Here is a 12,996-nt window from a genome sequence, read left to right on the forward strand (position 1 = left end):
CTTGTTCAAAGTAGAAGTGCAACGCATAAAAAAGCCTGACTTTAATATTAAAGCCAGGCTTTTAGGTTTTATTGCATCTTCTATTGTTAAATACCAATCGGTATAAGTCGCCTTGCTCTTGGCCGACTAGAACATGCCTCTTTACTTATCTGCTGTTTTGGAGAGGACCCAAATAGAGGCAACTGCAACGACAGAAAAACCACCTAGTATAATGACCGGTATGGCGCTGTAGCCAAGAACATGCCATATAACATTCTCTAATGTACTCATAATGGCTCCTTAATTCCAACCTTCAACTTTGTGCATATCTGGCAATCTATGGGCGATACCTTTATGGCAATCCACACAGGTCTTTTCACCACTGGCAAGCGCAGTAGAGTGCTGCCTGACGCTGCGTGGGCTCTGCTCGGAGAAGTCCATAAATTCAAAGTTATGACAGTTACGACACTCTAAAGAGTCGTTCTTTTTCATTCTTGCCCACTCCCTTTCGGCTAAATGAGCTCGTCGTTCTTTGAACCTCTCTGGTGTATTAATGGTTTTAGTAACAAAAAACGCAAACAGCTCTTTAGAAGCCTGAACTTTACGTATAATTTTATCCGTCCAAGCATGAGGTACGTGACAATCTGAACAGATAGCACGAACACCAGAGCGGTTAGCGTAGTGAATAGTCTCTCGAATTTCCGCCACAATCGGTGCGTGACATCCAGAGCAAAACTCTTCAGTGTTTGTCGCTTCCATACCTGTGTTAAATGCCCCCCAGAACATGAGTCCACCGGCAAAGCCCATAAATAGAACGATACCTACGGCGGCTTTACTGGGCCGCCTCAATATGGTCCAGAAGCCTTTTAAGGCGTTAATAATCCATTTCATATTATTATCTGCCTATTTTGTTATTGCAGTGATTTAACACGTTCGAAGGAGCTACCCACTAATGGTTTAGCATCTGCTTGAGTCACGTGGCACTGCAGGCAAAAGTATCGTCTAGGAGAAACATCAGCCAACACTTCATCGTTTCGATTAGTAAAGTGAGTGACACTGATTTTAGTGGCGCCCATCTGCTTGGCTTTTGTCCAGCCATGGCATGATAAGCATTTGTTAGCATTGAGTGATATTTCATAGCTCCTGATGTGATGCGGGATCAGTGGTGGCTGAAAGACATAACTGCTTTCAATATCCACTTGATCTCGCGGCACTCTCTTCAAAGGATCTGCCGCTCTCGTGGTTTCTAACTCAACATTGCCGCGCAAAGACTCGACACCACCGATACCACGATCCTGACTGACAGCTAAACCACTGATCAAAGTAAAAGTCATGCTTAACGTTATTAAAATTAATTTTTTCATCATAACCCTGCCTTATCCTACTTTAGTAATTTTAATAGGACACTTTTTATAGTCTGTCTGTTTAGATAGCGGATCGGTTGCATCTAAAATGAGTTTATTAATCAAAATACGCGCATCGAAGAACGGCACAAACACCAGGCCTTTTGGTGGACGGTTACGCCCTCGAGTCTCGACACGTACACGAATTTCACCACGTTTGTTACTCATTAACACTTCATCACCACGACGCACACCATGAGACTTAGCATCATCTGGATGCATATAACAAAGTGCATCAGGAACGGCTTTGTACAATTCAGGTACACGGCGAGTCATTGTTCCCGTATGCCAATGCTCAAGCACACGACCAGTACATAACCACAGGTTAAACTCTTCATCTGGAGACTCTGGTGGCGCCTCGTAAGGTGCCGAGATTATCCATGCTTTGCCATCAGGCTTACCATAGAACTCAAACCCTTTACCTTTGCCAACATAGGGATCTGAGCCTTCTTTAAAGCGCCATTTGGTCTCTTTTCCATCGACAACAGGCCAGCGTAAACCGCGCTCTTGATGGTAGCGATCGTATGGGGCTAAATCATGGCCATGTCCACGTCCAAAGCTTGCGTACTCTTCAAATAGACCTTTTTGTACATAGTAACCTTGGTCTTTGGCATCATCATTGAGCTCTTGCGCTTCTGATAATGGGAACTGGTTCACTTGGCCGTTTTCAAATAGCACTTCACACATATTCTTACCACGTACTTCTGGCATCTTAGCGATCAGCTCTTCGGTCCACACCTCTTCAATTTTGAAGCGTTTTGCAAATTCCATAATCTGCCATAGATCGGATTTCGATTCACCAGGCGCTTTAACCTGCTGATACCAAACCTGAGTACGACGCTCAGCATTACCGTAAGCCCCCTCTTTTTCTACCCACATGGAAGTCGGTAAAATCAAGTCGGCGGCTTGGGCTGTTACCGTTGGGTATGGGTCTGAACAGACAATAAAGTTTTTCGGATTACGGTAGCCAGGTAAGCGCTCTTGATTGATGTTAGGACCGGCCTGCATGTTGTTGTTGCACATTGTCCAGTAAGCATTAAGCACACCGTCATTTAATTTACGGTCTTGCTGTACTGCATGGAAACCCGGCTTAGGTGGAATAGTGCCTTGCGGAATTTTCCATAGCTGCTCAGCACGCTTTCGATGCTCGGGGTTTGCTACCACCATATCTGCGGGCAAACGATGAGAGAAAGTCCCCACCTCACGTGCTGTACCACACGCTGATGGTTGGCCTGTTAATGAAAATGGACCATTACCTGGTGTTGATATTTTTCCGACTAATAGATGAATGTTATAGACCAAAGAGTTCATCCAAACACCACGGGTATGTTGGTTCATTCCCATAGTCCAAAGTGACATTACCTTAATCTTTGGATCGGCAAACTGCTTAGCGAGTATGAGCAGTTTATCTTCACCTAGACCGGTCATTTCAGCGGTTTTTTCAAGCGTATATGGTGCTACTGATTTTTTATACTCTTCAAAATCAATTGAATGTATTTTACCTACATTGGGGTTAGCTGCCTTTTTTTGCAGGGGATGCTCATCCCTTAAACCATAACCAATATCTGTAGTGGCTTGCTTGAAGTGGGTATGCTTATTAACAAAGTCCCAATTCACTGCATCGTTTTCAATGATGTAGTTAGCAATAAAGTTGGCTATTACAAGATCTGTTTGCGGCTTAAAGATATAGCCTTTATCAGCAAGTTCAAATGAACGATGGTAATAGGTTGATAATACGTGCACTTTTACATGGGGATGACTTAAGCGTCTGTCAGTGATTCGAGACCATAAAACAGGATGCATTTCAGCCATGTTCGAGCCCCACAGAACAAAGGCATCGGCATTTTCAAAATCATCATAACAACCCATTGGTTCATCGATACCAAAGCTACGCATAAAGCCACCAACGGCAGAAGCCATACAGTGACGCGCATTAGGATCTATGTTGTTAGAGCGGAAACCCGCTTTCATCATCTTAGAAGCGGCGTAACCTTCCATTACGGTCCACTGGCCAGAACCAAACATGCCCACACTGGTAGGCCCTTTCTCTTTTAAAGCCGCTTTCCACTTCTCAGCCATGATATCGAAGGCTTGATCCCAGCTTACTGGTGCAAAGTCACCATTTTTATCAAACTTTCCATTAGTTTGACGTAACAGCGGCTGAGTTAAGCGATCGTTGCCGTACATAATTTTTGAAAGGAAGTAACCTTTAATACAGTTAAGCCCTTTGTTTACAGGAGCTTCTGGGTCGCCTTGAGTCGCAACGACTTTACCATCTTGAGTACCAACAAGTACCGAGCAACCTGTACCACAGAAACGACAAGGCGCTTTATCCCAATGAATTTTTGACTCTTCAGTCGATGCAATTAAATTAGTTGCAGTGGCTGGAAGGGTGATCCCTGCAAGTGCCGCAGCAGATGCCGCAGCATTGGCTTTGATAAAATCACGTCTAGACATTTTCATACTTGTTCCTCGCTAACACTATAGCCATCATCAGGGGCTAGGTTATTTTTATTGGTATTGGTATCGGTGTCGGTTCCACTATCAATTTGGTGATAAACCATACTGGCACCAAGCACGCCTGGCATATTATTTATTTTTTCAATAACATCGGTAATAAAGCCTTCTGCTTGAGTCTCTAGGACTACAACGATTTTTCCGACTTCACTAACGCCATAAATTTCGGCTTCATCAAACGCTTCAATTCTTTTTTTAGTTTCATCTATATGTTCAGGGCTAACCTGGACAATTAGGCTTGAGATGTGCGCCTCAGGTAACGACATGTGGGCGTTCCTTATCTATCTGGGGGAAAAATACTGAACTGGAACTCATAAGCACTCCAACTTAGGGTTGTGACCCTTCGCAAGGGGAGTCAAAAAAAATGACTCAAGGTTTGGTGGTAATTAACGTTATGTTTTATCAAGTTCTTTCTTGTTGTCGATCATAATCCCAATGTAGGACTAAACTGTATACCCACAATTTGGTAAAGACTAATTAGCTTGATCTGGATCATCGTTTTTAACAAAATAAATCATAGATCAACTAGGTTAATTACCTTTACAGATTGGCAAACACCGAGATTAACAACTATGACTATTCAGCATAGTCTAAACAATGAGTTACAGGCGTATAAATATCAACCGAGATGTTAATAAAATGCGATAAATATAACTTAATGGGTAGATTGTTTCTCGAGGAAATGAGTTTAATAAGTCACATGGATGACACAAAAAAGCACCGTCCATCTGGTCAGTGCTTTTCAATCATCAGTCTTGTGTATGCTACCGATTAATATGGCGAGTTAATTTTGCTTGATTTGGTTCAAAATACGTTTTTCAGAGATAGGATAAGCCGTGCCCAATACCTGTGCAAAACAGGAGACACGATACTCCTCTATCATCCACCTTGCTTCTAACAAGGCCTCGGGGATAGCCGCAGATCTCGGCACTTTAGCTAACTGCCCCTCCAACTCCTGCTGCACATTAGCAATGCTGTGCATGTGCAAGCGGTCACGATTGGGATCGACAGGCAACTTGTCTAAGCGATTATCGACGGCTTTAAGATACCTCACCATGTCGGGTAAACGTTTCCAACCACAAGCCTCGACAAAGCCTTTGAACACGAGTTTATCCAGCTGAGTCTTGATATCACTCATGGCGAAGGCAATATCCAGACTTATTTTACCCTTCAATCGCTTCTTCACTTTTTGATAAAGCGTCAGTATCTCTTCGACTCTGAGGGCAATTTTAGCAGCCGTTGGGTTCAGCTCTTGTCTCACCCAATCTTTAGCCCGTTCAAAGTCGGACTCACAGCGAACATCCAGCCCTTTCTCATCGAGTAACTGCTGCACAGACGCCGATAAAATATCATCCAACAAGATCTGTATTTGACCGAAGGGGTTAAAATACATGGCCAGCTTAGCCTTGTTCGGCAAGGTCTTCTGCAGATGCTTCACAGGTGATGGAATATTGATTAACAATAAGCGTTGCAGGCCCAGTTGATGGGAGCGAGCCGCCTCATTTTCATCATCAAATAATTTGATAGAAACACTGGATTTATCGTCCACCAATGCAGGAAACGCCTTGACCTCGAAGTTACCTTTCTTCTGTTTAAACGCCTGTGGTAAGTCGCCGAAGGACCACTGAGTTAACTCAGTTTTTTCGATACCTGAATCGGCTACCTTGCGAATAGCCTGAGTCACCTGGCCCTGAAGGCTGGCTTTAAGTTGCTCAATATCTCGAGCTTGAGCCACTAACTTGCCCTTGTCATCCTCCACCTTGTAATTCATCAATAGATGTTTGGGTAGTTGGCTGAGATCGAAGTCATCGATGCTGACACGAACGCCACTCATGCGCAGCAATTGCTTGCACATGGCATCGATGAAACTCATCTCGAAGGGCTTCATCGCCTGCATACAGGCATTAGCATAATCCGGTGCAGGAACAAAATTACGCCTGAGACTCTTAGGCAGAGCGCGTATCAGGGCGATGCACTTTTCCTCTCTCAGTCCGGGGACCTGCCAATCGAAATCGACATCTTCTATCTGATTGAGCAGTGCGACAGGAATATGCACGGCCACGCCATCATCCTCGGCGGAGGGCTCGAAATGATAACTCAAGAAGAGTTTAAGGTTAGCTTGATGCCAAAAATCGGGAAAATCCAACGCCGAAATATGATCATCTCCTCGCTGCATCAATTGCTCACGTTCGAAATCTAATAGATCAGGGGATTTCTTGCTCTCAGCCTTCCACCAGCTAAAGAACTTAGGGGCGTTATAAATTCCCTCGGGAATTCTGGGCTCATAAAAATCCACCAACACCTGCTCATCCACCAATATGTCGCGGCGGCGTGATTTATGTTCTAGATTCTCAACCTCTTTGAGCAAGTTACGGTTCTTGATAAAGAAAGCTTCATTGGTTCTCAGCTCTCCATCAGCCAAAGCGCTACGAATAAAAATCTCACGGGCCTCCAGTGGATTAACCGGGCCATATTGCGTCTTGCGGCGGTTAACTATGGTCAGTCCATAGAGTATTTGATTTTCAAGGGCCACCACACTGCCCTGCTTCGCCTCAAAATGTGGCTCAAGATAGTTTTTCTTGACCAAGTGCTCAGCCAAAGGCTCTATCCACTCAGGCTGAATTTTGGCGCAGCAGCGGGCAAACAGACGTGAAGTCTCGGTGAGCTCAGCCGCCATAATCCACTTAGGCCCTTTACGAGCCAGAGGCGATCCTGGAAACACGAAGAATTTACGGTTACGGGCCCCTAAATATTCATTATCTTTGTCTTTAAAGCCCACGTGACTCAATAGACCCGTGAGCAGAGACTTGTGCAGTAGCTCATAATCGGCAGGTTCGCTGTTGAGACGCCACTTCAAATCATGCACGGCTTGTCTCATCTGGGCATAGAGATCTTGCCACTCACGCACCCTCAGGTAGGCAAGAAACTCTTTCTTACACTGCTTTCTAAACTGACTACTGGATAGGGATTTTTGTTGCAGTTTGAGGTGATCCCACAGATTAACGAAGGAGACAAAATCTGAGTCCTTATCGCTGTGCTTCTTGTGTACCTCATCGGCCGCCTGCTTCTTGTCCATGGGGCGTTCCCTTGGATCTTGAATCGACAATGCAGAGGTGATCACCAAGGCTTCATGAAGACAGCCATTCGTGTTCGCCGCGATAACCATACGGGCCAGACGCGGATCCACGGGAATATGCGCAAGTTGCTTGCCCAGTGTCGTCAAGGCTAAGCGCCCTTGTGAATTTTTTACTGCTTCTAACTCTTCCAGTAACAGGAATCCATCTCGGATATACCTAGGGTCCGGCGGCTGAAGGAAAGGAAACGCTTCTATGTCGCCAAGCCCTACTGAGAGCATCTTGAGGATAACCGAGGCAAGGTTAGTCCTTAAAATCTCAGGATCGGTAAACTCGGATCTGTTATTGAAATCATCCTCGCTAAATAAACGGATACAAATACCCGCAGCGACACGGCCACAACGTCCCTGACGCTGATTAGCGCTGGCTTGTGAGATGGGCTCGATGGGCAGACGTTGCACCTTAGTGCGGTAACTATAACGACTGATCCTGGCAGTGCCGGGATCGATGACGTAACGAATACCGGGGACCGTCAGCGATGTCTCGGCAACGTTAGTCGCCAGCACTATTCTGCGGCCAATATGACTCTTAAACACCTTAGACTGCTCGCCGTATGATAGGCGCGCATAGAGGGGTAAGATCTCGGTATCTCGGTACTGACGGCGATTGAGTTGATCCGCCACATCACGGATCTCACGCTCACCGTTCATAAAGATCAGAATGTCACCGGGCCCTTCGGCAACCAGTTCATCGACGGCTTCGAATATGCCTTCGGTGAGATCCAGATCGTCTCCCGCATCACGCACCAGGGGTCGATAGCGAGTCTCAACCTCATAAGTCCGACCCGAAACTTGAATAATAGGGGCATCGTTGAAGTGTTTGGAAAATTTATCCAGATCTATCGTTGCCGAGGTGATGATCACCTTCAAGTCCGGGCGCTTGTTCAATACATTCTTGAGATAGCCTAAGATGAAATCGATATTCAGGCTTCGCTCATGGGCCTCATCTATGATGATGGTGTCATATTGGTCGAGAAACTTATCATTGGTCAGCTCAGCCAGCAAGATACCGTCTGTCATCAACTTGATGTAAGAATCTTGATTGATGGCATCGGCAAAGCGAACTTTAAAGCCAACCACCTCACCGAGTGGACTATTGAGTTCATCGGCAATACGACTGGCAACGCTCCGCGCCGCTAGACGCCTAGGCTGGGTATGGGCTATGAGGCCGCGACAACCTAAGCCTAACTCCAGACAGATTTTTGGCAGCTGAGTCGTCTTACCCGAGCCGGTTTCACCCGCGATGATGACCACTTGATTACCGGCAATCGCCCTGGCTATCTCATCTCGCTTCTGAGAAATAGGCAGGCTTTCGGGATAGGTGATCTCGGGACGGGCCTGACGGCGTCGCTCAACCTTTTCGAATGCTGCAACGGCCTGAGTTTCGAGCTTGTCCAGATTTGCCCGCTTCTTATCCGAATCAACTTCTTTATTGAGCCTGAAGAGACGACGCCTGATCCTCGAGGCATCGGCCTGATAACACAGTTTTAGATAATTGTTAGATAGCGGATGTAGTTGCGAACTCAAGTCAGATCCCATTACTCGAAGCAAAAAAACGATCCTAGCAAGTAACGATTCTTATTGGTACGGAAAATTAACTTCAAATGTCTAATAATCAACCGATACTCAGATTTAAATCTAGCTTGCAGCTATTGATATTAGTATTGACGGTAATAATCATCGTTTAAATCAAGCATAGAGTTCCTTGCTTTGGTTTATGTAGAACAACACAAGTTATTATTTTAATTAACAATGTCTCCGCAGTGTAACAGGCTCGAATTTTAAATTCGCCACAAAGGATAATTACAACACATTGAAATTAAATAATATCTTGATCATTCAACTCATCAACAAGATAAATGAAATATGAAGCAGTTGACACTCAATTATTTATCCATAAAATACGCGCCGTTTGTCTGCAAAGTGACAATAAAAATACTTGGTTGCAAGTTAACAAACTAGTTTCAATCTCGTGCGTTTAGCTTTAGCTTGGCTCCATATCAGTGAATGCTAAATGAGAGCACTAAATGAATATGAGTGGCCAAGCTGATATCAATTCAATGTTTAACTTAAGTCATGTTCACCGGGGGAAAAGTGGCAAACGATAATAATTACAGCTTAGGGCCAGTACCAATATCGGCAAGAAAGGGGATGCTCTCGCTAACCATGGTAATGCTGGGACTGACCTTCTTTTCGGCCAGCATGTGGACTGGCGGTACCTTAGGGACCGGACTATCCTTTAATGATTTTATGCTGGCAGTGCTATTAGGTAACCTCATCCTCGGCATTTATACCTCTTGCTTAGGATATATTGGCGCCAAGACGGGTCTTTCTACTCACCTACTGGCACGTTACTCTTTCGGTACTAGAGGCTCATGGTTACCTTCTTTACTGTTAGGCGGTACGCAAGTAGGTTGGTTTGGGGTCGGAGTGGCCATGTTCGCTATTCCGGTTCATAAAGCCACGGGCCTAGATACTAACCTACTGATCATCATCTCAGGCCTGTTAATGACCGCAACCGTTTACTTCGGCATTGCCGCCTTGATGATCTTATCCGCCATCGCGGTACCCGCCATCGCCCTATTCGGCAGCTTCTCTGCATTAACGGCAATTGAGAGTATTGGTGGACTCGAGGGATTAAATGCCCTCATTCCGAATGATCCTATGCCCTTCTCTACCGCATTAGTCTTGGTTGTTGGCTCATTTATCTCGGCCGGTACCCTCACTGCTGATTTCGTCCGTTTCGGCAAGAAACCCATGGGAGCAGTATTTATTACCATGATTGCCTTTTTTATCGGTAACTCATTAATGTTTATCTTCGGCGCAGCAGGCGCTGCGGCCACTGGCCAGTCCGATATTTCTGAGGTGATGATAGCCCAAGGCCTACTCATCCCGGCAATTATCATCTTAGGCTTAAACATCTGGACCACTAACGATAATGCCCTCTATGCTTCGGGTCTGGGATTTTCCAATATCACAGGTCTACCAAGCAGATACCTGTCTATATTCAACGGCATAATAGGTACACTTTGTGCACTTTGGCTGTATAACAATTTTGTGGGATGGTTGACCTTCCTGTCGGCTGCGATTCCCCCCATAGGCGGGATCATCATTGCCGATTACCTAAGAAATCGAGACAAATACAAAGATTTTTCAACAGCCAAATTTTCCAATATCAACTGGGCTGCTATCTTAGGTGTTGCAATTGGTGTCGCTGCCGGTCACCTTCTCCCCGGGATAGTCCCGATAAATGCCGTATTTGCTGGCGCAATAAGTTACCTTATTTTGGACTCGCTATTAACACGGTTCATTTCACATTCAGATTCAGATTCAACACAAGAGATCACCAATGAACAGTACAAATAACATGCTGATTAACAATGTCCTTCTCGAGGGTAAAGATGGCCTCCATCAAATCGTCATTGAAAATGGTGAGTTTACCTCCTTCACTGCCATGTCAGAGGCCATCAAAGCAAATGATCAGTCCGTTAAGGTGATTGATGGTGAAGGCGGAATGGCCATCGCCCCCTTCTGCGAACCCCATGTTCATCTCGATACCACTCAAACTGCGGGAGAGCCGAGTTGGAATATATCCGGCACCTTATTTGAAGGCATAGAACGTTGGTCTGAACGCAAGAAGACCTTGTCTATCCAAGATGTGAAAACACGGGCTAAGCAGACATTAAAATGGCAAATAGCTAACGGTATACAGCATGTTCGTACCCATGTGGATGTATCGGATCCTACGCTTATTGCACTCAGGGCCATGCTCGAAGTGAAAGAGGAGATGAAGGCTTGGGTCGATATTCAAATTGTCGCCTTTCCCCAGGAAGGAATCCTCTCCTACCCCAACGGTAAGGCGCTTATGGAAGAAGCCGTCAAACTAGGCGCCGATGTCATTGGCGCCATCCCCCATTTCGAGTTTACCCGGGAATATGGCATCGAATCTCTGCACTTCGTGTTTGAGCTAGCGCAAAAATATGATCGCCTCATCGATGTGCATTGTGACGAGATAGACGATGAACAGTCTCGTTTCGTGGAAACACTTGCAGCCTTAGCCCATAAGTTTGATATGGGCCACAGAGTCACGGCCAGCCACACCACAGCCATGCACTCCTATAACGGCGCTTATGCATCGCGGCTTTTCAGGCTGCTGAAAATGTCTGGTATTAATTTCATCGCCAACCCATTGGTAAATATTCATCTTCAGGGGCGCTTCGATGACTATCCTAAACGCCGTGGGATCACTCGGGTCAAGGAGATGTTGGCCGCCGACATCAATGTCTGTTTTGGTCACGACGATATCTTCGATCCCTGGTATCCGCTGGGTACGGCCAACATGTTGCAGGTGCTGCATATGGGATTGCATGTGTGTCAAATCATGGGCTATGAGCAGATAAACCAGTCTCTGGCTTTAATCAGTCATAATTCGGCCCGTACCCTGGATATTCTGTCTCGATATGGTATCGAAGAAGGCAAGCCTGCAAGTCTGCTTATCTTACCCGCAGACAATGGTTTCGATGCCGTTCGACGTCAAGTTCCGGTGCAATATTCAATTCGTCACGGAAGATTGCTGTCACAGACTCAATTAGCGACGACAGAGATCCATTTAGCGGAAACAGAGACCGTGACCTTTAAGCGATAGGGTCATCTCCTAAAGTCGAAAGTAGAAAAGCCGCCTAGATCTAGACGATAGTAGAGATTAGCATGGCGGCTTTTTATGAGGGAGGACCTCTATCTAACAATTGTGGGTTCATTGGACGACTTTGATGTTTGGCTAGTTCATTGAAAATCGCAACTTCAATTTTATCTACTACCTGTCGTAGGTGCCGTATAAGGATATACGAATGTCGTGAAGGCTCGAATGCCTAAGAACGACCTTAAGTGCAAGCACTTATATGTCACGGAAGGTCATAGCCGCGCTCACACCTGAATGTTTATTTCTTCGATTTGGGTTTTACTTGCTAGTAACACGTTCCCGGACAAAAGTGAGTTACAGGCTTTGCACTAATGCGCTTAGTTCAGATTATAAAAAGTATCTTAGTTTATTCAAAATCCCTAATTCTCTCCGCCCCATTTATCCCCCAATTCTGTCTAAGTATGCTTTTAAATCACCAACTCTAAAATATTTCAACCGTTACTGATAACAAGCATTTTTGAACGCATGTATTGTGTATTCAAAGTGCATGCTAGCTTAAAAATGAGGAATAACGACAATGGCAATAAATGGTGTAAATCCAGCAATTACAAACTCGATCAATAATAGTTTTCAGCTGGATAAGTTTAATGATGGAAAGGCACAGGAACTGCATCTTAATCTAGGTGAAGGTAAAGATTACACCATTAAAGTGAGTGAGAATGGGCAAGTATCAGCAAGCCGAGATCTTAGTCATTTATCAACGGTAGGGCGACTAAAGAACGCAGTGGTCGACTTCTTTAGTCGAGCATCAAATAAAAATGAAAGCGCATTTACGACCAGAGCAAGTCAGATCCAATCTCAAGTGCAAAAGCATATAACAGAGGTCGTTCCTGTTAATCATCTCGTGAAAGCGGCATTCAACCAGCCAGTGAGTGAGTTCAAAAATGACGCTGCATATTTAAAACCTGGAACCAATCCAGAAATAGCGACTTTTGATGATGTCACTGCTGCGAATAAAACACGTTTAGGCTTAGAAAACTTAGATAGTGGCGCGCAAGATTTTGTAAAACAAAACTTTTCTAGCTTCATTATTGGCAAAGATACACTTTTTAGTCGTTTAACTACTGGCTTTCAGCAAGAAATGGAAATTCTTTTTGCCTCTGATGCAGCTCAAAATCCCGTGAAGCTGCAAGAACAACAAGTTGCGCTTACGGAAAAATATGAAGATCTGAGCAAAAAAGTGAATGCAGAATTTAACACTCAATTCGTAACACCTTACGCGCAACAGAAAAATAGTGACTTTTAGTTAAACGTTTGAAGTAAAT

General features: G+C 44.9%; 9 protein-coding genes. 3 read left to right on the forward strand and 6 right to left on the reverse strand.

All coding sequences use genetic code 11. The annotated features are described in order from the left end of the window. Positions 1 to 141: 141 nt before the first annotated feature. The 6 genes from FS373_RS16825 to hrpA all read right to left on the reverse strand — a co-directional run bounded on the left by FS373_RS16825 (position 142) and on the right by hrpA (position 8,571). Positions 142 to 270: a TIGR02808 family protein gene (locus FS373_RS16825; RefSeq protein WP_144046770.1), complete on the reverse strand. Its 129-nt coding sequence runs from the start codon at positions 268 to 270 to the stop codon at positions 142 to 144. Positions 271 to 279: 9 nt separating this feature from the next. Beyond that, complete coding sequence (locus FS373_RS16830; RefSeq protein WP_152829917.1) at positions 280 to 870, reverse strand: NapC/NirT family cytochrome c; 591 nt, start codon at positions 868 to 870, stop codon at positions 280 to 282. Between the two features lie 20 nt (positions 871 to 890). After that, positions 891 to 1,346: a nitrate reductase cytochrome c-type subunit gene (locus FS373_RS16835; RefSeq protein WP_144046771.1), complete on the reverse strand. Its 456-nt coding sequence runs from the start codon at positions 1,344 to 1,346 to the stop codon at positions 891 to 893. 9 nt (positions 1,347 to 1,355) lie between these two features. After that, complete coding sequence (gene napA, locus FS373_RS16840; protein ID WP_144046772.1) at positions 1,356 to 3,845, reverse strand: periplasmic nitrate reductase subunit alpha; 2,490 nt, start codon at positions 3,843 to 3,845, stop codon at positions 1,356 to 1,358. Further along, positions 3,842 to 4,165: a chaperone NapD gene (locus tag FS373_RS16845; RefSeq protein ID WP_152829918.1), complete on the reverse strand. Its 324-nt coding sequence runs from the start codon at positions 4,163 to 4,165 to the stop codon at positions 3,842 to 3,844. Before FS373_RS16845 ends, napA begins: the two co-directional genes overlap by 4 nt. A 518-nt stretch (positions 4,166 to 4,683) precedes the next feature. Beyond that, complete coding sequence (gene hrpA / locus FS373_RS16850) at positions 4,684 to 8,571, reverse strand: ATP-dependent RNA helicase HrpA (protein ID WP_152829983.1); 3,888 nt, start codon at positions 8,569 to 8,571, stop codon at positions 4,684 to 4,686. A 555-nt stretch (positions 8,572 to 9,126) separates the two neighbouring features. Between hrpA and codB the strand changes: the two genes are divergently transcribed. From codB to FS373_RS32585, 3 genes are all read left to right on the forward strand, one after another. Next, entirely contained in the window at positions 9,127 to 10,398 is a 1,272-nt protein-coding gene (gene codB, locus FS373_RS16855; RefSeq protein ID WP_322619520.1) for a cytosine permease, read from the forward strand. Further along, positions 10,382 to 11,677, forward strand: a complete 1,296-nt coding sequence (locus FS373_RS16860; protein WP_144046774.1) for a cytosine deaminase — start codon at positions 10,382 to 10,384, stop codon at positions 11,675 to 11,677. The genes codB and FS373_RS16860 overlap by 17 nt, the downstream gene beginning before the upstream one ends. A 571-nt stretch (positions 11,678 to 12,248) precedes the next feature. After that, on the forward strand, positions 12,249 to 12,977 hold the full coding sequence (locus FS373_RS32585; protein WP_144046775.1) for a hypothetical protein: 729 nt from the start codon (positions 12,249 to 12,251) through the stop codon (positions 12,975 to 12,977). Positions 12,978 to 12,996: the final 19 nt, after the last annotated feature.

This window comes from Shewanella sp. YLB-07, assembly GCF_009377275.1.

Bases quoted from the DNA above. Each gene is read 5' to 3' on its own strand.
- FS373_RS16825 (WP_144046770.1), bottom strand. From the start codon at position 270: ATGAGTACATTAGAGAATGTTATATGGCATGTTCTTGGCTACAGCGCC.
- FS373_RS16830 (WP_152829917.1), bottom strand. From the start codon at position 870: ATGAAATGGATTATTAACGCCTTAAAAGGCTTCTGGACCATATTGAGG.
- FS373_RS16835 (WP_144046771.1), bottom strand. From the start codon at position 1,346: ATGATGAAAAAATTAATTTTAATAACGTTAAGCATGACTTTTACTTTG.
- napA (WP_144046772.1), bottom strand. From the start codon at position 3,845: ATGAAAATGTCTAGACGTGATTTTATCAAAGCCAATGCTGCGGCATCT.
- FS373_RS16845 (WP_152829918.1), bottom strand. From the start codon at position 4,165: ATGTCGTTACCTGAGGCGCACATCTCAAGCCTAATTGTCCAGGTTAGC.
- hrpA (WP_152829983.1), bottom strand. From the start codon at position 8,571: ATGGGATCTGACTTGAGTTCGCAACTACATCCGCTATCTAACAATTAT.
- FS373_RS16860 (WP_144046774.1), top strand. From the start codon at position 10,382: ATGAACAGTACAAATAACATGCTGATTAACAATGTCCTTCTCGAGGGT.
- FS373_RS32585 (WP_144046775.1), top strand. From the start codon at position 12,249: ATGGCAATAAATGGTGTAAATCCAGCAATTACAAACTCGATCAATAAT.